The 18,341-nt window shown below is 73.4% G+C and carries 19 protein-coding genes; 13 read left to right on the forward strand and 6 right to left on the reverse strand.

Annotated features, from left to right (window positions below):
• From ACFZB3_RS00005 to ACFZB3_RS00030, 6 genes are all read left to right on the forward strand, one after another.
• On the forward strand, positions 1-518 hold a 518-nt coding region (locus tag ACFZB3_RS00005; protein ID WP_391367149.1), incomplete at its 5' end, for an alpha/beta hydrolase fold domain-containing protein.
• A 13-nt stretch (positions 519-531) separates the two neighbouring features.
• Positions 532-813: a hypothetical protein gene (locus ACFZB3_RS00010; protein ID WP_391367152.1), complete on the forward strand. Its 282-nt coding sequence runs from the start codon at positions 532-534 to the stop codon at positions 811-813.
• Between the two features lie 40 nt (positions 814-853).
• Entirely contained in the window at positions 854-1,579 is a 726-nt protein-coding gene (locus ACFZB3_RS00015; protein WP_391367155.1) for an alpha/beta fold hydrolase, read from the forward strand.
• A 118-nt stretch (positions 1,580-1,697) separates the two neighbouring features.
• Positions 1,698-2,420 carry a hypothetical protein gene (locus ACFZB3_RS00020; RefSeq protein WP_391367158.1) on the forward strand — a complete coding sequence of 241 codons (723 nt, stop codon included), beginning with the start codon at positions 1,698-1,700 and terminating at the stop codon, positions 2,418-2,420.
• A 344-nt stretch (positions 2,421-2,764) separates the two neighbouring features.
• Entirely contained in the window at positions 2,765-3,457 is a 693-nt protein-coding gene (locus ACFZB3_RS00025; RefSeq protein WP_391367161.1) for a hypothetical protein, read from the forward strand.
• A gap of 124 nt (positions 3,458-3,581) precedes the next feature.
• On the forward strand, positions 3,582-4,157 hold the full coding sequence (locus ACFZB3_RS00030) for a sigma-70 family RNA polymerase sigma factor (protein WP_391367164.1): 576 nt from the start codon (positions 3,582-3,584) through the stop codon (positions 4,155-4,157).
• On the opposite strand, the gene meaB is transcribed toward ACFZB3_RS00030, so the two are convergent.
• The 4 genes from meaB to ACFZB3_RS00050 all read right to left on the reverse strand — a co-directional run bounded on the left by meaB (position 4,145) and on the right by ACFZB3_RS00050 (position 9,715).
• On the reverse strand, positions 4,145-5,143 hold the full coding sequence (gene meaB, locus ACFZB3_RS00035; RefSeq protein WP_391367167.1) for a methylmalonyl Co-A mutase-associated GTPase MeaB: 999 nt from the start codon (positions 5,141-5,143) through the stop codon (positions 4,145-4,147). The two genes, ACFZB3_RS00030 and meaB, sit on opposite strands and share 13 nt — an antisense overlap.
• Positions 5,140-7,299 (reverse strand): methylmalonyl-CoA mutase, encoded by a 2,160-nt coding sequence (scpA, locus tag ACFZB3_RS00040; RefSeq protein ID WP_391367170.1) that lies wholly within the window; start codon positions 7,297-7,299, stop codon positions 5,140-5,142. The genes meaB and scpA overlap by 4 nt, the downstream gene beginning before the upstream one ends.
• Entirely contained in the window at positions 7,299-9,104 is a 1,806-nt protein-coding gene (locus tag ACFZB3_RS00045) for a methylmalonyl-CoA mutase family protein (protein WP_391367173.1), read from the reverse strand. Before ACFZB3_RS00045 ends, scpA begins: the two co-directional genes overlap by 1 nt.
• A gap of 113 nt (positions 9,105-9,217) precedes the next feature.
• On the reverse strand, positions 9,218-9,715 hold the full coding sequence (locus tag ACFZB3_RS00050) for a MarR family transcriptional regulator (protein ID WP_391367176.1): 498 nt from the start codon (positions 9,713-9,715) through the stop codon (positions 9,218-9,220).
• Positions 9,716-9,814: 99 nt separating this feature from the next.
• Here ACFZB3_RS00050 and ACFZB3_RS00055 point away from each other — a divergent pair, with 99 nt between their 5' ends.
• Entirely contained in the window at positions 9,815-10,330 is a 516-nt protein-coding gene (locus ACFZB3_RS00055) for a YceI family protein (protein ID WP_391367179.1), read from the forward strand.
• A 357-nt stretch (positions 10,331-10,687) separates the two neighbouring features.
• Here the strand turns inward: ACFZB3_RS00055 and ACFZB3_RS00060 are convergent, their stop codons facing one another.
• Positions 10,688-12,385, reverse strand: coding sequence for a hypothetical protein (locus ACFZB3_RS00060; protein ID WP_391367181.1), 1,698 nt, complete (start codon positions 12,383-12,385; stop codon positions 10,688-10,690).
• 291 nt (positions 12,386-12,676) lie between these two features.
• On the opposite strand from ACFZB3_RS00060, the gene ACFZB3_RS00065 reads away from it, so the two are divergent.
• The 4 genes from ACFZB3_RS00065 (at position 12,677) to ACFZB3_RS00080 (ending at position 15,715) form a co-directional block, all read left to right on the forward strand.
• On the forward strand, positions 12,677-13,066 hold the full coding sequence (locus ACFZB3_RS00065; RefSeq protein WP_391367184.1) for a cell division protein SepF: 390 nt from the start codon (positions 12,677-12,679) through the stop codon (positions 13,064-13,066).
• A gap of 386 nt (positions 13,067-13,452) precedes the next feature.
• Positions 13,453-14,736 carry an ATP-binding protein gene (locus tag ACFZB3_RS00070; protein ID WP_391367187.1) on the forward strand — a complete coding sequence of 428 codons (1,284 nt, stop codon included), beginning with the start codon at positions 13,453-13,455 and terminating at the stop codon, positions 14,734-14,736.
• Positions 14,733-15,062 (forward strand): MazG-like family protein, encoded by a 330-nt coding sequence (locus tag ACFZB3_RS00075; protein WP_391367190.1) that lies wholly within the window; start codon positions 14,733-14,735, stop codon positions 15,060-15,062. The genes ACFZB3_RS00070 and ACFZB3_RS00075 overlap by 4 nt, the downstream gene beginning before the upstream one ends.
• A gap of 194 nt (positions 15,063-15,256) precedes the next feature.
• The gene (locus ACFZB3_RS00080; RefSeq protein WP_362588757.1) at positions 15,257-15,715 is read left to right on the forward strand and encodes a DUF6099 family protein; all 459 of its coding nucleotides are present in this window, start codon (positions 15,257-15,259) and stop codon (positions 15,713-15,715) included.
• 220 nt (positions 15,716-15,935) lie between these two features.
• Here the strand turns inward: ACFZB3_RS00080 and ACFZB3_RS00085 are convergent, their stop codons facing one another.
• Entirely contained in the window at positions 15,936-16,118 is a 183-nt protein-coding gene (locus ACFZB3_RS00085) for a hypothetical protein (protein ID WP_391367194.1), read from the reverse strand.
• Positions 16,119-16,362: 244 nt separating this feature from the next.
• Here ACFZB3_RS00085 and ACFZB3_RS00090 point away from each other — a divergent pair, with 244 nt between their 5' ends.
• A complete protein-coding gene (locus ACFZB3_RS00090) occupies positions 16,363-17,286 on the forward strand; it encodes a TIGR03560 family F420-dependent LLM class oxidoreductase (RefSeq protein WP_391367196.1) in 924 nt (307 codons plus the stop codon).
• Positions 17,287-17,385: 99 nt separating this feature from the next.
• Entirely contained in the window at positions 17,386-18,312 is a 927-nt protein-coding gene (locus tag ACFZB3_RS00095) for a DUF4232 domain-containing protein (RefSeq protein ID WP_391367199.1), read from the forward strand.
• The last annotated feature ends 29 nt before the right edge of the window (positions 18,313-18,341 follow it).

Genomic DNA, 18,341 nt, shown 5'->3' on the forward strand with positions numbered 1-18,341 from the left:
ACCTCGACGCCACCCGCATCGCCGTCGCCGGCGACTCCGTCGGCGGCAACATGAGCGCCGCCCTCACCCTCATGGCCAAGGAACGCGGCGACGTCCCCCTGCTCCAGCAGGTCCTCTTCTACCCGGTCACCGACGCCAGCTTCGACACCAACTCCTACCACCAGTTCGCCACCGGCTACTTCCTGCGCCGCGACGGCATGCAGTGGTTCTGGGACCAGTACACGACCGACGAGACCGAGCGCGCCCAGATCACCGCCTCCCCGCTGCGCGCCACCACCGAACAGCTCACCGGCCTGCCCCCGGCCCTGGTCATCGTCGCCGAGGCCGACGTCCTGCGCGACGAGGGCGAGGCCTACGCCAACAAGCTCCGCGCCGCCGGCGTCCCCGTCACCGCCGTCCGCTTCCAGGGCATCATCCACGACTTCGTCATGCTCAACGCCCTGCGCGAGACCCACGCCGCCGAAGCCGCCATCACCCTGGCCGCCCGCACCCTGCACGCGGCCCTGCACACCGCCTGATCCGGGAGCCGGCGTGACCACGAACGAGCCGCCGGAACCGTCGCCGGAGCCGTTGTCGGAGCCCTCCGTGCCGTCGGAGCCGTCCGCCCACGACGGCCACCCGCGCCTGCGGCACCTCAAGGACCAGCTGACCGAGCATCACCGCCGGGCCAAGGCGGAGCGCGAGGAAGCGGAACTTGAGGAGGCCATCGAGTCGGCGGCCTTCGACCTGGGGACCGACATCGCGCACCCCGCGCCCGACCACACGGAAGCCGCGTACGACATCGACACCGACATCGGCGTCGACCCACGCTAGCCGCCCGCCCAGACCTCGCACCGCACTCCAAGGAACTCCCATGACCGACTCCACACCCACCGTCGTCCTCGTGCACGGTGCCTTCGCCGACGCGTCCAGCTTCGCCCGGGTCGTCCCCGAGCTGCTGGCCGACGGCCTGAAGGTGCTCGTCCCGGCCGTGCCCAACCGCAGCCTCACCGGCGACTCCGCCTACATCGCCTCGGTGGTCCGGGCGATTCCCGGTCCCGTCGTCCTGGTGGGCCACTCCTACGGCGGTGCCGTCATCACCGTCGCGGGCGCCGAGGAGAACGTGCAGGCCCTGGTCTACCTGGCGGGCTACGCCCTGGAGGAGGGCGAGAGCCTCGGCGAGTTGCAGGGCCGGTTCCCGGACTCCGAGCTCGCCTCGGCCCTGGTGTACACGCCGTTCCCGGTCGAGGGTTCGGACGAGCCCGGCACCGACGTCACCGTCGAGACCGACCGGTTCCCCGCGATCTTCGCCCACGACGTGGACCCGGACCTCGCCCGGGTGCTCGCCGTCTCCCAGCGCCCGCTGGCCGGCGCGGCCTTCGCCGAGCCGGCCCCGGTCGCGGCCTGGAAGACCAAGCCGTCCTGGGGCCTGGTGTCGTCCTCGGACCACACCATCAACCCCGACGTCGAGCGCTACGGCTACGAGCGCGCCGGCATGACCACGGTCGAGGTCGACTCCTCCCACCTGGTGATGCTCGCGCACCCGAAGAAGGTCGCGGACCTGATCCGCGAGGCCGTCCGGAGCCTCGGTACGGAGTAAACGGCGCACCCCGCAAGGGTGATGCCGAGCGGGCCGCGCACCGGTGCCCACCGGGCGCGGCCCGTCCGCGTGTAGGTACGTTGCCATGCGGATGACACCGGCGCGGGTACGAGCACGCATGAGATCCCCCTGGACCTGGGCGGCGCTCGCCGCCGTGACGGGAACGTGCGCGGCGCTGCCGTTCCTCGCCGGCGGCGGCGAGGGTCCCCGCCCGCTCTCGGCGGACGAGGCCCGGCGCCTGGCCCTGACCCCGCTCCGCGCGTACCGGGACAGCCCGGCAGAGGTGACGGTGCGGGCACCGCTGCCCGGCGGTACGGCCGTGGTCCGCGCGGTGGTCGACGAGCACCGGCACCGGGCGGTGGGCTGGTTCGACACCGGGGACGCGGCGGAGCGGGGGCTGCTGGCGTGGGACGGTGCCGGGCTGGAGGTCGCCCGCCCCAAGACCGACGGCAGCGCGGGTCCGCTGGCGCGACCGGCGTCGACGGCGGAGGCGGTCCGGGACGCCGCGCGGCTGAGGCCGACGGCGTGGATCCGCCGCCGCTACGGGCCTGCCTCGCTGGACACGGCCCTGCGGCTGACCCTGTCCCTGGCCGCCGCCCGCCCGGACGACGCGCGCCGGATCGCCCGGTCGGGCCGCCGCCACCTGGGGACGGACCGCATCGACGGCCGTCGGTACGACGTCTTCTCCGCCGGTGACACGCCGGTGAGGTACTGGATCGACGGGGCGGGGCGGTTGCGCCGGGTCAGGGAGGACCTGGACGACGACCGGACGATCGAGGTGGACGTGACGGGGTCGAGAGTACGCACGGCGGTACCGGAGGCGCCGTGGGCGAAGGGCTGAGTGGGGCCGGGCCGGGGGGTGGGGACGCTTACCGGCGCTTGCTGGGTGCCTCCCCCAGCCTTCGGCCGGGGGGGACCCCCAGCGCCCACCCGTGCCGCCCCAGCGGCACGACTGCCCGCAGCCAAGTGCCCCTTCAGGGGCGCTGGGGGTCCCCCGGCCGAAGGCTGGGGGAGGAACTGCGCGACCAGCCCCCACCGGCCCGCACCCGACACCCGGCCCCACCGGCCCGCCCCGACACACGGTCGCTGTGAACCATCCCACCCGACCTGTGAGTTGAGCACACCGCCTGTGGATCGCCGTACCACTCCCCGACAGGTCGGCAGCGGATGCAAGGATGATGCGCCATGACGGCAGGGTGGTGTGCACGCACGATACGGTCCGCGGTGTTCGCGGCCGTCTGCGTGCTGCTCGCCGCCCTCGGTCACGTCATGATGTCCGGGAACCGAGTGCCCGGCTGGGCCCTGGCCGCCGCCCTGGCGCTCACCGGCGCCCTCGGCTGGGCCCTGTCCGGTCGCGAACGCGGGCTGCCGCTGGTCGTGTCCGCCGCGGTCGGCGCCCAGACGGTCCTGCACTCCGGCTTCTCCGCGGCCCAGGTGTGGACCACCCACACCGCGCCCATGGGATCCATGTCCATGCGCATGTCGATGCGCGTGGACACGCACATGGACATGGCCGGGGACATGGGCGCCATGAACACGGGGTCGATGCACATGGGCCCCGCCCACACCGACCCCTTCGCATACCTGGGCTTCGGCACCGGCGGCACCGCCTCCACCGGCATGTTCGCCGCCCACCTCCTCGCCGCACTGCTGTGCGGACTCTGGCTCGGCCACGGCGAACGCGCAGCGTTCCGTATCGTCCGGGCCGTCGCCGGCCGGCTCATGGCTCCGCTCCGGCTGCTGCTCACCCCGCCGGCCACCCCCGAGCGCCCGCGCCCCCGGCCGCACCGCCGCCGTTCGGACCGGGCGCCGCGGCTGCTTCTCCTCGTCCACGCGATCACTTCCCGGGGTCCGCCCGTGCGGACGGCTGTCATCTGACGACAGCTGGTGTTCCGGGACCGCCCCTGCGCGCCCCGGACGAACACGGCGGCCGTACGCCCGCTCAGGCACCGCGAGCGCCACCGGGCCGTCGCCCCCTTCACCTTTCTCACAAGGACACCGAGTGATCACTTCCGTCCTGCCCGCACGCCCTGCGCCGGACGAGAAACGCGACGCGTCGATCACGGCCTGGGCGCTCGCCGCCCGGTCCGGCGACACGGCCGCCGTGGACGCGTTCGTACGGGCTCTGCACCGCGACGTCCTCCGTTACGTCGCCCATCTCTGCGCCGACCCGCAGGCCGTCGACGACCTGGCCCAGGACACGTTCCTGCGCGCGCTGGGCAGCCTGCACCGGTTCGAGGGCCATGGCTCGGCCCGCGCCTGGCTGCTGTCGATCGCCCGCCGGGCCGTCGTGGACAGCCACCGGTACGCCGCCGCCAGGCCCCGCCCGGCGGACGTCCCCGACTGGCAGCAGGCCGTCGAGCGGGCCCAGCCGTACGGGCTGCCCGGGTTCGACGACGGCGTCGCGCTCCTGGACCTCCTGGAAGCGCTGCCCGAGGAGCGGCGCGAGGCGTTCGTCCTCACCCAGCTCGTCGGCCTGCCGTACGCGGAGGCCGCCGAGGTCAGCGACTGCCCCGTCGGCACGGTCCGCTCCCGGGTCGCCCGGGCCCGCGAGGCGCTCCAGGATCAGCTGGCCTGAGGACCCTCGGCCGGCTCCCCGAACGCCTTCAGAATGTGCTCGGCGGCCAGTGTCGCCGTCAACGTGCCGTCCCTGACCTGCTGTTCGAGGCCGGGGGCGGCCGCGCGCACCGCGGGGTGGGCGGCGAGCCGGCCGAGCAGTTCGTCCCGGACCATCGACCAGGTCCACCCCACCTGCTGCTCCCGCCGCTTCTCGGTGAGCCGCCCGGTGGAGTCGAGCAGCGCCCGGTGCTGCTCAAGGCGCTCCCAGACCAGCTCAAGGCCGGTCGACTCCCGGGCGCTGCAGCTCAGCACCGGGGGAGTCCAGAAGGCGTCCTTGCCGTGCATCAGGCGCAGCGCGCCCGCCAGTTCCCGTGCCGCGGAACGGGCGTCCCGCTCGTGCGGGCCGTCCGCCTTGTTGATCGCGATCACGTCGGCCAGCTCCAGGACGCCCTTCTTGATGCCCTGGAGCTGGTCGCCGGTACGGGCCAGGCTGAGCAGCAGGAAGGAGTCCACCATGTCGGCGACCGCGGTCTCCGACTGGCCGACGCCGACCGTCTCGACCAGGACCACGTCGTAGCCGGCCGCCTCCATGACCACCATGGACTCGCGGGTCGCCTTCGCCACCCCGCCCAGCGTTCCCGCGCTGGGGGAGGGCCGGACGAAGGCGTTCGGGTCGACCGCCAGCCGCTCCATCCGCGTCTTGTCACCCAGGATCGAGCCGCCCGTCCGCGTGGACGACGGGTCCACGGCGAGCACCGCCACCCGGTACCCCAGCCCCGTCAGCAGCGTGCCGAACGCGTCGATGAACGTCGACTTGCCCACGCCCGGCACCCCGCTGATGCCGATCCGCCGCGCCCGGCCGCTGCGCGGGAGCAGCTCGGTGAGCAGCTCCTGCGCCAGCGCCCGGTGCTGTGGACGGGTGGACTCGACGAGGGTGATGGCGCGGGCGACGACCGCGCGCCTCCCGTCGAGCACACCCTTCACATAGGCGTCGACATCGATCACAGGTCGTGCCCGAGTTCCGCCGACAGCCGCTCGACCAGGTCGTAGGCCGCGTCCGGAATCACCGTCCCGGGCGGGAACACGGCCGTGGCGCCCATCTCCAGGAGGGTCGGCACGTCCTGCGGCGGGATGACCCCGCCGACCACGATCATGATGTCCGCCCGGCCCTCCTCGGCGAGCTGCTCGCGCAGCGCCGGTACGAGGGTGAGGTGGCCGGCCGCCAGCGAGGAGACGCCGACCACGTGGACGTCCGCCTCCACCGCCTGGCGGGCGACCTCCTCCGGGGTCTGGAACAGCGGGCCGACGTCGACGTCGAAGCCGAGGTCGGCGAAGGCGGTCGCGATCACCTTCTGGCCGCGGTCGTGACCGTCCTGGCCCATCTTGGCGACCAGGATGCGCGGGCGGCGCCCCTCGGCCTCGCCGAACGCGTCGACCAGGGCCCGGGTGCGGTCCACGTTCGGGGACTCGCCTGCTTCGTTGCGGTACACACCGGAGATCGTACGGATCTGGCTCGCGTGCCGGCCGTACACCTTCTCCAGGGCGTCCGAGATCTCGCCGACGGTCGCCTTGGCGCGGGCCGCGTCCACCGCCAGCTCCAGCAGGTTGCCCTCGCCGTCCGCGGCCCGGGTCAGCGCGTCGAGCGCGTCCCGGCAGGCCGTCTCGTCCCGCTCCGCGCGCAGCCGCCGCAGCTTCTCGACCTGCTGGGCGCGCACCGAGGAGTTGTCGACCTTGAGGACCTCGATCTGCTCGTCGCTGTCGACGCGGTACTTGTTGACGCCGATCACCGGCTGCCGCCCGGAGTCGATCCGGGCCTGGGTGCGGGCCGCCGCCTCCTCGATGCGCAGCTTGGGAATGCCGGCGTCGATCGCCTTGGCCATGCCGCCCGCCGCCTCGACCTCCTGGATGTGCGCCCAGGCCTTGCGCGCCAGGTCGTACGTCAGCCGCTCCACGTAGGCGCTGCCGCCCCACGGGTCGATGACCCGGGTGGTGCCCGACTCCTGCTGGATGAGCAGCTGGGTGTTGCGGGCGATGCGCGCCGAGAAGTCGGTGGGCAGGGCGAGGGCCTCGTCCAGGGCGTTGGTGTGCAGCGACTGGGTGTGGCCCTGGGTCGCCGCCATCGCCTCCACGGCCGTACGCGTGACGTTGTTGAAGACGTCCTGCGCGGTCAGCGACCAGCCCGAGGTCTGCGAATGGGTGCGCAGCGAGAGGGACTTGGTGTTCTTCGGCTCGAACTGGTCGACCAGCTTGGCCCAGAGCAGACGGGCCGCCCTGAGCTTCGCGATCTCCATGAAGAAGTTCATGCCGATCGCCCAGAAGAAGGAGAGCCGGGGCGCGAACGCGTCCACGTCCAGGCCGGCTTCGCGGCCCGCCCGGATGTACTCGACGCCGTCCGCGAGCGTGTACGCCAGCTCCAGGTCGGCCGTCGCGCCCGCCTCCTGGATGTGGTAGCCGGAGATGGAGATCGAGTTGTAGCGGGGCATCCGCTGCGAGGTGTACGCGAAGATGTCGGAGATGATCCGCATCGACGGCTTCGGCGGATAGATGTAGGTGTTGCGGACCATGAACTCCTTGAGGATGTCGTTCTGGATGGTCCCGGCCAGCTTCTCGGGCGGTACGCCCTGTTCCTCCGCCGCCACGATGTACAGCGCGAGCACCGGCAGCACGGCGCCGTTCATCGTCATCGACACGGTCATCCGGTCCAGCGGGATGCCGTCGAACAGCTGCCGCATGTCGTAGATCGAGTCGATCGCGACCCCCGCCATGCCGACGTCACCGGTCACCCGGGGGTGGTCGCTGTCGTAACCCCGGTGCGTGGGCAGGTCGAAGGCGACCGACAGGCCCTTCTGGCCGGCCGCCAGGTTGCGCCGGTAGAACGCGTTGGACTCCTCGGCGGTGGAGAAGCCCGCGTACTGGCGGATGGTCCAGGGCTGGTTGACGTACATCGTCGGGTAGGGGCCGCGCAGGTACGGCGCGATGCCCGGGTAGGTGCCCAGGAAGTCCAGGCCCTCCAGGTCGCTGCCGGTGTAGAGCGGCTTGACCCCGATGCCCTCCGGGGTCTCCCACAGCGGCAGGTCACCGCCGGCCGCCCGCCATTCCCCGGGGCTGCCCTCGGTGACGGGGGTCCCCAGTTCGATGCCGGAGAAGTCGGGGATTCCCATCAGGACACTCCCATGCGGTCGAGGGTCTCGGACAGCACGGCCACGGCGTCGCAGCCCGCGAAGACGTAGGAGTCGACACCGGCGAACTCGCCCCGGCCCGCCAGGACCACGTGCCGGGCACCGGCCGCCTTCAGCGACTCGGCGGTCTGCGTGGCCTGTTCGGCATAGAGCGCGTCGCTGGAGCAGAGCACCGCCTCGGTGGCGCCGCTCTCCTCGAAGCCGCCCTCGGTGACGGGTTCGATGCCGCCGGCCTGGAAGAGGTTGGCGGCGAAGCCGGCCCGGGCGGTGTACGCGCCGGCGGGGCCGAGCGTCGCCAGGTAGATCCGGGGGCGGCTGCCCGTCGCCGCGAGGTGCGCGTCGGAGCGGGCGCGCAGCTCCTCGTACGCCTCGTCGCGGCGGACCCGGGGGAGGCCTCCCGACGGCGGCTCGGGCGCGGGCTCGCGCTCCACCGGCTTCTCGGCGAGGAACGGGAACTCGCTGACGCCGGTGACGGGTTCGCGGCGCCTGGCGAGCTTCTTGGAGCGCTCGGCCCAGGTGGTCGCCAGGTCCGTGCGCAGGCGGCCGGAGCGGAGCACGGCCGCCTGGCCGCCGTCCCGCTCGACGGTCCGGAAGAACTCCCAGGCGGCGTGGGCGAGTTGGTCGGTCAGCCGCTCCACGTACCAGGAGCCGCCCGCCGGGTCGATGACCCGGGCCAGGTGGGACTCCTCGATGAGGATCGTCGAGGTGTTGCGGGCGATCCGGCGGGCGAACGCGTCCGGCAGGCCGATCGCGTGGTCGAAGGGCAGCACGGTGACGGAGTCGGCGCCGCCCACTCCGGCGGCCAGCGTCGCGACCGTCGTGCGGAGCATGTTCACCCACGGGTCGCGGCGGCTCATCATCACCGGCGAGGTCACGGCGTGCTGCACCTGGGCGCCCGCGTCGGCGGCCCCGCTGACCTCGGCGACCCGCGCCCACAGCCGGCGGGCCGCGCGCAGCTTGGCGACGGTCAGGAACTGGTCGGCGGTCGCCGCGTACCGGAACTCCAGCTGCCCGAGGGCCTGTTCGACGCCGAGTCCGGCCTCGGCCAGCTCCCGCAGGTAGGCCACCCCGGTGGCCAGCGAGGCACCCAGCTCCTGCGCGGCCGAGCCGCCCGCCTCGTGGTACGGCAGCGCGTCCACCGTCAGCGCGCGCAGGCCCGGGAACTCCTCGGCGCACCGCTTCGCCAGGCCGGCGACGGGAGCGAAGGGGAGGGCGGTGCCGGTACGGGCCTCGTACCCCAGCGGGTCGGCGCCCAGGTTGCCGCGGACCGCCTCGGGGCCGACGCCCTTCTCGGCGTACAGCCGGAACAGCTCGGCCGCCGCCGCCTCGGTGTCCCGGCCGGCGTCCAGGACCACCGGGGCCAGGTCCAGGTAGACGCCGTCGAGAGCACGGGCGAGGCCGGGCACCGGGATGCCGCCCCGGCCCACGAGCAGCCAGAGCGAGGTGACGCCGTTCTCCAGGTCGGTCAGGAGCGCGCCGTCGGGAGCCGCCGCGTGCCGCTGCCGTACGTCCCAGCCGCCCGCGACGCCGCCCTCCGGACGGCCGCCGCGCACGTACGGCGCGAAGCCGGGCAGACCGGGGTCGGGCGCGGTGTCGTGCGCGGTGTACAGGGGACGGGTGCGCAGCCCGTCCTCCAGCGTCGTGGACAGAGCGTCCTCGGCGGCCTCGCCCGAAACTTCCTTGCCGGACTTGCGCAGCACACCTTCGACCAGGCGTTGCCACTGCTCTTGCGTCGCGTCAGGGAACTCGGCGGCCAGTGAGAGCCCGTCGTCAGGCAGGACCGTCATGCTCGGATGCTAGGGCAGACCGCTCGGGCCCACCTGGTGACAGGGCTGTGACCTTGCCCTCCCCGTGGTTGTGACCTGGGCCTCCCGGGGATGAAGTGGCCCGATTCGTACGGTCAGGGCGTGTCGTCGGCGAGCTCCGGGATCAGTGCGCACAGTGCCTCGCGCTGCTCCGGGCCGATGACATGGCCGACCGCCTGGCCGACCGTCTCGGCGAGCGCGCCGGAGGCGTCCTGGATCTGGCGGCGGGCCTTGTCGGTGAGGGCGACCTCGATGCCCCGCTTGTCTCCGCAGGCGGCCTTGCGGGTGACGAGACCGGCGTGCTGGAGGCAGGCGATCTGGTAGGTGAGGCGGGTCTTGGGGCGGCCCAGGAGTTCGGCGATCCGGGTCATGCGCAGACCCTCGCGCGGAAGTTCGGCCAGCAGGCACAGGATCAGGAACTCGTCGTGCGAGACGTCCAGCGTCTCCTTCACGACCGATCGCAGCCGCTGCTCCACCGCGCCGGTCGCGGCCAGCAGCAGCATCCAGGCGCGCAGTTCGGCCGGGAGCAGCCCGCCGCCCGCGTGGGACGGACATTCGGGCAGCTCTGCGGGGTGTTCCTGGTCGGCGGCCATGACATCGAGTCTACCTGTTGTCCAAATTTGGATATTGGGTTAGCGTGCAGCCGTAACCCAGTCATCCAAATTTGAACCATCAAGGATCGGAGTACGGCCATGACCGTCACCGTGGAAACCGGCGTCTGGCAGCTCGACCCGACCGCCTCCGCCGTCGCCGTCCGGCACAAGACCTTCTGGGGCCTGGTCGCCGTCAAGGGCACCTTCGCGGGCGTCACCGGCCGGGGCGAGGTCACCGCCGACGGCGCCGCCACCGGCAGCGTGACGATCGACGCGGCCACGCTGGACACCAAGAACAAGAAGCGCGACGACCACCTGCGCTCGGCCGACTTCTTCGACGCCGCGAACCACCCGGAGATCACCTTCGCGGTGCGCGGCGCCGAGCGGGGCCCGGGCGACGCGGTGCACGTCGACGGTCAGCTGACCGTCCGGGGCATCAGCAGGCCGCAGCAGGCCACCGCGAAGCTGGTGTCGGCGGACGCCGACGGGCTGACGCTGGAGGTGGAGTTCACAGTGGTGCGCGAGGAGTTCGGCATCACGTTCAACCAGATGGGCATGATGGGCGGCCCGACCACGGTGACCGCCACCCTGCGCTTCACCCGCACGACGGCCTGAACCACCCCGAACCTGCACCAGAATGCCGCTCCGCCGAGCGAACGCACCCCGGCAGCGCCCCCGAAGGGGCGCGGGGAACTGCGCGACGAGCCACGACGGTGCCGCACCTGGCGGATCGCGGCACCTCCGGCGGAGTGCTCGGCTGGCTGTCCGGCGGTGCGGTAGCGCCCTGAAGGGGCGCGGGGAACTGCGCGACGAGCCACGACGGTGCCGCACCCGGCGGATTGCGGCGCTTCCGGCGGAGTGCTCGGCTGACTGTCCGGCGGTGCGGCAGCGCCCCTGAAGGGGCGCGGGGAACTGCGCGACGAGCCACGACGGCGCCGCGGCCGACGGATCGCGGCACCTCCGGCGGAGCGCTCAGCGGACCGTCCGGCTGATCCTCACGTCCTGGCTGGACAGCGTCTGCGGATCCGCGGTGAAGGCGCGCAGCCGGATCCGGGTGCTCGGCTTGGCGGGGATGCCGAACCGCCCGTCCGAGGGAGCGAGTTCGACACTCGCCGTGCCGTGCCCGGGGATCGTCGCCGGCCCCCGCACCAGCAGCCAGTACTTGCTCATGCCCTGACCGGTGGTGAGCGTGTAGTGCGGGGTGAGCGGCACGCTCCCCCTGTTGACCACCTTCAGTGTCATCGCCCTGACCACCTCGGCCTGGTGCCCGGTGCGCCGCAGCGCGGTGATCTCCATCCGCAGCGGCGGCCGGCCGGACACCGCGAGCGCCGCGCTCACCAGCGCCGGGGTGAGCAGCAGCACGACCGTCACGGCCAGGGCGGGGCGGCGCCGGGCACCGGTCAGCAGGGCCGGACGCGGCTGCCAGGCGTGCTCGAACTCCGGCAGCGGGGCGGTGACCGCCGCCGCCAGCCACAGCGGGGTCATCAGCAGGTAGTAGCCGTCCTGGGAGCGGGTCGCCAGGAAGAAGGCGAGCCACGGCAGCACGGTCGCGGCCGGCCCGAGACGCCGCACGAAGAGCACGAACAGACCCAGCAGGGCCGCCGCGAAGAGCATGCTGGCGTGCGAGTACCAGTCGATGCGGTCGCTGCCGTTCGTGAAGTAGAGCGTGATGTCCACCAGGCCCTGGCCGTGCACCACGGCGCCCTGGGTGAGCGGCAGCGCGATCCCGCCCAGCCAGCGGCCGGGCTCGGACGCGATGAAGTACGTGTTGATCAGCAGCCACACCGTGACGGCCACCCCGGCGATCCGCAGGACCACCAGGGCGGCGGCCCGCCCGCCGAGCTCCCCGCGCCGCACCGCGTAGATGCCGGCCAGCAGGAACGGCGTGACGAACCACGGCAGTTGCTGCGCCGCACAGGCGGCCCCGAGGCACGCGGCCCGGGCGATCCCGGCCGCGCCCAGCCGGCCGCCCTGCCCGATCCGCGGCCAGCGCACCACCACCGGGATCAGCAGCGCCAGGGCGATCACCGCCGGGTAGCCGACCCGGGCGTACGTCGACAGGAAGCCGAAACCCAGGCAGGACAGGGTCGCCGCCGACCGCCACGGCACCGGGAGCATCCGCCACAGCGCGACCGTGCCGCAGATCAGGGCGCCCGCGCACACCGCCGTCGCGGGGGCGCCGTGGTGGCCGAGCCACAGGAACGGGACGGTCAGCAGCGGGGCCAGCGGGGGATAGCCGTAGGTGTAGTCGTAGCCGCCGCCTATCGTCGGCGTGAGGGCGACGCCCTTGCCGCCGAACAGCCAGGGCCAGGGCTGTCCGTACACCGGGTGGCCGGCGATGAGTTCCCTGGCGGCCTGGGTGGTGAGGACGCCCTCGTCGCCGCCGTTGTGGTTCAGCACCCAGGCGCACAGCGCCAGCGTCACCGCCGTGACCAGGATCACCAGGTCGAGGCGGGCCAGCGACCGGGTGCTGCGGACGGTCAGCGTCAGCACGCCGGTCACCAGGATGGAGACGTAGCAGAGGGAGATCAGGGCCGCCAGGACCTCGTGATGCGTCACCGCCTGCGTCCACACCGACCGGGTTCCGATGAACAGACCGATGTCGGCGAGGAGGGTCAGAACCCGGTGCCAGGGGGCCGGGGCTCCGGCATCGCCCGGAGCGGCGGACACCGCCGACTGTGTCCGCCGGCCGGGTGTCACCTGTTGTGTTTCTGCCAAGTGCACGGTCCGGACGGTAATCGCGGGCGGTGAGCGGGGCGTCGCAGGAGGAGAAGAGTCCGGTGTGAGGGCGGTAAGAAGCCCCCAATGCGCGGCAATCGCCTGAATGGTGACAAGATCACTTCTTTCGTGCGCAGCGCCCGGAAACGCTCGCGCCTCGTGTCGCTGTTGGGCCGAACGGGTGACTTGGCGTAAGAATTGGCTGGTGCAGGCATCGAGTGCGAGTCAGGTCGGGGGGAGCCGGTGAGCCGTTACGACGTCACCGATGAACAGTGGGAGGGGCTCGCCCAGGTCGTGCCGCTGCGGGGCCGCGACGCCTGGCCGTCGGCAGTGGGCCACCGGGCGCTGCCGGACGCGGAGACCGAGACGCGCCGCCGTTTCGTCGTCCTGCGGGTCAACGTCTTCGCCGACGCCCGCGACGTCGCCGAGACGCTGATGGCCGGGATACCGGTCCTGCTCGACCTCACCGGCGCCGAGACGGAGGTCGCCAAGCGCGTCCTCGACTTCAGCACGGGCGTGGTCTTCGGCCTGGCCAGCGGAATGCACCGGGTCGACCGCAACGTCTTCCTCCTCACCCCGCCCGGCACGGAGGTCGGCGGGCTGATGGAGGGCGCGGGGGTCTCCGGCAGCTGACGGCAGGTCCTGAGGGGCGGCCCCGCCGGTCCGCGGTGTGGCACGGCCGGTCCGCGGCGCGGCACGGCCGGTCCGCGGCGCGGCACGGCCGGTCCGAGGGGGGCACGGCCGATCTGAGATATGGCACGGCCGATCCGAGGAGTGACCGGGCCGGTCCGAGGTGTGGCCGGGCCACCCCACGGACCGGCCCGGCATCCCCCGATCGAAGGAAGGGTGCGCGGGCGGAACGGTTCGCCGGGCGGGCGGAGGCCTACGGTCCGCATATGGCCGTGCCCTCCGCCTCGTCCGCGTCCCGCCCTTCTCCTGCCGCCCGTTCCGCTGCGGGTGACACGTCGGCCCCGTCGCCGTTACCGCCGCTGTCACCCGCGGAAAGGGTGCCGTCGGCGGTGCCGAACGCGCCTGCGGAGCCCGGCGGTTCGACTCCCGGGCGGCCCCGTCCGGCCCGCTCCGGCACGCCCGCCGGACCGCCGGAGACCGTCCCGCGCGCCCGCTCGGGCAGCCGCCCGCCGGCCGCCGCACCGGCACCCCGCCCGGCGCCCGCCCCCACTCCCCGTCGCGACCCCCGCCCCCGCGTCACCGAGCTCCGGCTCTCCGCCTTCGCCCGGCATCGTGGTGCGGCCTTCCCCGTCGGCCAGGTCACCCTGTTCGCCGGGCCCAGCGGGAGCGGGAAGAGCGCGGCCCTCGCGGCCTACGAGGCGCTCGCCCGGCTCGGCGGCGGCGCCGTGCTCGCGGAGGTCTTCCCGGACCCCGGCGCGCTGGTGCCGGAGCGGGCCCGGCCCGACGCACAGCGGCGCCGGGGGTTCCGCATCGGGTGCACGGCCGACGGCGCCGAGGGGCCGGTGCGGCTCGACCTCGCCGTACAGGCCGAGCCCGAACTGCGCATCGTCGGCGAACGGCTGACCGCGGGCGGCCTCGTGCTCCTGGAGACCGCGCTGCGCGACCCGAGCCGCCCGGCCGTGCAGGCCGCCTGGCACACCGCGGGCTCCGCGCCGGTGACCCGGGCGCCGCTCCCCGACGACCGCCTCGGCACCGCACTGCTGCCGCTGCGCGTCGCGGGGAAGACGGACGGACAGCGGCAGGTCCTCGCCGCCGCCGAGCAGATGGTCGTCGCCCTGCGGTCGGTGTTCCCCTGCGACCCGCGGCCCGACGGCATGCGCGCCCCCGTCCGCACCGGCTCCGGCCGGCTGCTGCGCGGCTGCGACAACCTCGCCGACGTCCTGTGGCGGACCCGTGCCGAATGCGGCCGCCGGCACGGCCTGCTCGTCGACGCGGTGCGCACCGGCTGTGCGGGCCCCGTCGTCGACCTGCTCGCCGAACCCCTCGGCGACGGCACGGTACGGGCGCTCCTCGACCGCGGCGACGGCCACCGTACGGAGCTGGAGCGGCTCGGCGACGGCGAGCTGCGCTACCTCGCCCTCGCCCTGGTCCTCTTCACCGGACCCGGCGTCCTGGCGGTCGACGCGCCCGGCGAGGTCCCCGACGCCATGCGCGGTCTCACCGTCCTCGCCGACGGCTTCGACCGCGCCCTCGACCCGGGCCAGCGCGCCGAACTCCTGCGCACGGCAGTCCTGATGGGCGAGCGCGGCCACATCCGGCTGGTCGGCGCGGTGAGCGACGCGACCTGGGCCGAGGGCGCGGAGTCGATCACAGTGGTACACCTGGACGCGTGACCGACGAACCCCTCGACGTGGCGGGACTCCAGCACCGGCTGGCCGAGTTCGCCGCCGCCCGCGACTGGCGGCAGTACCACACCCCCAAGAACCTGGCCTCCGCCCTCAGCGTGGAGGCGTCCGAACTGGTCGAGATCTTCCAGTGGTTGACCCCGGAGGAGTCGTCCCGGGTGATGGCCGACCCCGGCACCGCCCACCGGGTCACGGACGAGGTCGCCGACGTCCTCGCCTATCTCCTCCAGCTCTGCGACGTCCTGGGCGTCGACCCGCTGGCCGCGCTGGCCGCGAAGATCGACCGCAACGAGGAGCGGTTTCCGCCCGCCTGACGGGCCGTGGGACGGCGTGGGCAAGGAGCACGGCACTCCGGTTTAACGCTCAGTAGCGAGTATCCCGCCCGAATCCGAATTGTTGTCCACAGATTTCCGTCTTCCCCTGGCTCCAGGTCTCAGGAACCCTCACTCTGGGTAGTGAACTACTGAGTGCGGCAAGGCAGTTCGGACCGACGGGGACGGGGCGACGGATGGACGCGATGCGGCTCATCGTGGCGAGCAGACAGGCGCTGGCGCACGGCGCGGGCGTTCCGGAGATGATGACCGAGGTGTGGCAGGCGCAGGCCCTGGCCCAGGCGATCGGCAGCCGGCTGGCCGTCTCCGGCCCGCCCGAGCTGCGTGGCGAGGCCCTCGGCCTGACCGAGCTGGCGGGCCGGGGCTGCGGCGTCCTGGGCACCCCCGACCTGGACCCCGGCACCCTGCGCGCCGCCCAGCTCACCGAACTGGACGACGCCCGCCTGACCCTGCTGAGCCTCGGCGGCCTCCTCGCCGAGGCCGGCATCGCACTGGTAGGCATGGCCAGCGCCGCGGCCGACGAGGCGACGTACTGGCAGTGCATGGAGGCCATCGACGCGGCCGACGAGTCCCGGGACCGGGTCCTGGAGATGCTCCGCAAGCTGGCGGCCCGGGAGGAGGTCCGCGACGGCTGAGCGTTCCGCACGAAGAGCCGCGATGCGTCGTCGTTCGTCCGCGGCGCCGTTGTGGCTGGTCGCGCAGTCCCCCGCGCATCTGAAGGGGCGGTCACTCCCGGTGCTTCCAGGGGCGCGGGGAACTGCGCGACCAGCCCCCACCAGCCCCCACCAGCCCCCACCAGCCCCCACCAGCCCCCACCCGACCGGCGCACCGCCCCCCTCACCTCGCCCGGCGGCCCTAGGGCCTGGGACGCGCCTCCCGGCCGAGATCGGCCTCTTCCCGCGGGGGCCGCTGCAGGTCCGCGTCGAGCGCGGAGAGGTCCGCGTTCAGCGCCGCCATGAGTTCCTCCATCTGCTGGAGCAGGCCCTTCGGCTGACCGGACGAGGCGCCGCCCTGCTGTGGAACGGTCTCTTCGGACAAGACGGCCTCCTCGGCCCCCCGGCCCGCCGCCGTCGGCGGGCCACGAACGACGCGCGGCGACGGCGGCCGTCCGGCGCGGGTGCCGGACGGCCCGGCTCCCCCCACCCAACGATCACCGCACAGGCCGGTCACTGGCCCGCGCCGCCCGGTGGCCCCGCCGTTGACGATATTCACCCGCGGGTGGACGCCCGTGACGGGCGGTGCCGGTGTCGTTGACGGGGCGGGGGCCGTGCAGGATAGGTGTATGGACCTTCGTATCTTCACCGAGCCCCAGCAGGGCGCGAGCTACGACACCCTCCTCACCGTCGCCAAGGCCACCGAGGACCTCGGTTTCGACGCCTTCTTCCGGTCCGACCACTATCTGAAGATGGGCGACGTGGACGGCCTGCCCGGCCCCACCGACGCCTGGATCACCCTCGCCGGACTCGCCCGCGAGACCAAGCGGATCCGCCTCGGCACCCTCATGACCGCGGGAACCTTCCGGCTGCCGGGCGTGCTCGCCATCCAGGTCGCCCAGGTCGACCAGATGTCCGGCGGCCGGGTCGAACTCGGCCTCGGCGCGGGCTGGTTCGAGGAGGAGCACAAGGCGTACGGCATCCCCTTCCCGAAGGAGAAGTTCGGCCGCCTGGAGGAGCAGCTGGCCATCGTCACCGGCCTCTGGGAGACCAAGCTCGGCGACACCTTCGACTTCCACGGCAGCTACTACGACCTCACCGGCTCGCCCGCCCTGCCCAAGCCCGCCCAGGCGCGGATCCCGGTGCTGATCGGCGGCCACGGCGCCACCCGCACCCCGAGGCTGACCGCGCGGTACGCGGACGAGTTCAACATGCCGTTCGCCTCGGTCGAGGACAGCGAGCGGCAGTTCGGCCGGGTGCGGGCCGCCGTCGAGGCGGCCGGGCGCGGCGCGGACGAGCTCACGTACTCCAACGCCCTCGTCGTCTGCGTCGGCAAGGACGACCAGGAGGTCGCCCGCCGTGCCGCCGCGATCGGCCGCGAGGTCGGCGAACTGAAGGAGAACGGCCTTGCCGGCACCCCCGCCGAGGTCGTCGAGAAGATCGGCCGCTACGCCGGGATCGGCTCCCGCCGCTTCTACCTCCAGATCCTCGACCTCTCCGACCTGGACCACCTGGAGCTGATCTCCGCCCAGGTCCAGTCCCAGCTGTCGTGACCGGCCGGGGTCGCGCATCCGGCCGGCTGTGACACGGCTGTGACCGGAGCTATGGCTTCCGTCACAGTCGCCCGGCGCCGTCCCTGATGAGGTGGCCGGATGCGCAGACCCCGTCCCCGTCTCCTCGTCCCCGCCGCCGTCGTCCTGCTGGCCACGGCCTGCGGCACGGAGCACCCGGACACCGGTGGCGGGGCCGGTGCGGCCGTCCCGGCACCGAGAGCCACCGTCACCGACCCCCCGGTGGACGGCGTCCGGATCACCTCGGTCACCATCCCCACCGCCTCCCCGACCCCGTCCGCCACCCCGGGCCTGGTGCAGGCGGACCGGCTGCCGGGCGACTCCGGCATCTCCGCCGCCTACCAGGTCAGCAACGACGGCGACGAAGCCATGACCTACACCGTGCGCTTCGACTTCACGACGGACACCGGCGAGGTCATGGGCAACAAGAAGGTGACCGTGCCCGGGGTCCGGCCGGGCCACAGCACCGCGGGCACCGTCGAGCTGGGCGTGCTCACTCCCGGCGCCTCCCCGGTGACCAGGGTGAAGGTCGCCGAGGTCACCAAGGTCCCCGCCGACGAGGCCCCGTCCGAGACGGGCGCCTGCCCCGCCTCGGGAGTACGGCTGTGGGCCGACCGCGGCGACGCCGCGATGGGCCTGCGGGTCGTCGGACTCCACCTGGAGAACTGCGGGAAACGGGACTACGCGCTCGACGGCTACCCGGAACTGAGCCTGCTGGACGACGACCGCGAGCCCGTCCACGGCATCCGTGTCCTGCACGGAGGTGACGCCATCGCCATGGGCACCGGCTTCGACGACCCGCCCGCCCAGCTCACCCTGAAGCCCGGCGAAGCCGCCCTCTCCGGCCTGATCTGGCGCAACACGACCCAGCTGGGCACGGCCGTGAACGTGCCCTACGTCCGGGTCCTGGCGAAGCCGGGCGCCGCGCCCGTGATGGTCACGCCGGGCCTTGATCTCGGGACAACGGGCAAGCTCGGTGTCGGAGCCTGGAAACGGGCCGACGGCTGACGTTCCGGTGGGAGGCCGCGGTGTGCCGT

It is taken from the genome of Streptomyces sp. NPDC008092, from assembly GCF_042957285.1.
In the GTDB taxonomy this organism is placed as follows: Bacteria; Actinomycetota; Actinomycetes; order Streptomycetales; family Streptomycetaceae; genus Streptomyces.

Bases quoted from the DNA above. Each gene is read 5' to 3' on its own strand.
- ACFZB3_RS00015 (WP_391367155.1), top strand. From the start codon at position 854: ATGACCGACTCCACACCCACCGTCGTCCTCGTGCACGGTGCCTTCGCC.
- ACFZB3_RS00020 (WP_391367158.1), top strand. From the start codon at position 1,698: ATGAGATCCCCCTGGACCTGGGCGGCGCTCGCCGCCGTGACGGGAACG.
- ACFZB3_RS00025 (WP_391367161.1), top strand. From the start codon at position 2,765: ATGACGGCAGGGTGGTGTGCACGCACGATACGGTCCGCGGTGTTCGCG.
- scpA (WP_391367170.1), bottom strand. From the start codon at position 7,299: ATGGGAATCCCCGACTTCTCCGGCATCGAACTGGGGACCCCCGTCACC.
- ACFZB3_RS00045 (WP_391367173.1), bottom strand. From the start codon at position 9,104: ATGACGGTCCTGCCTGACGACGGGCTCTCACTGGCCGCCGAGTTCCCT.
- ACFZB3_RS00050 (WP_391367176.1), bottom strand. From the start codon at position 9,715: ATGGCCGCCGACCAGGAACACCCCGCAGAGCTGCCCGAATGTCCGTCC.
- ACFZB3_RS00055 (WP_391367179.1), top strand. From the start codon at position 9,815: ATGACCGTCACCGTGGAAACCGGCGTCTGGCAGCTCGACCCGACCGCC.
- ACFZB3_RS00080 (WP_362588757.1), top strand. From the start codon at position 15,257: ATGGACGCGATGCGGCTCATCGTGGCGAGCAGACAGGCGCTGGCGCAC.
- ACFZB3_RS00090 (WP_391367196.1), top strand. From the start codon at position 16,363: ATGGACCTTCGTATCTTCACCGAGCCCCAGCAGGGCGCGAGCTACGAC.
- ACFZB3_RS00095 (WP_391367199.1), top strand. From the start codon at position 17,386: ATGCGCAGACCCCGTCCCCGTCTCCTCGTCCCCGCCGCCGTCGTCCTG.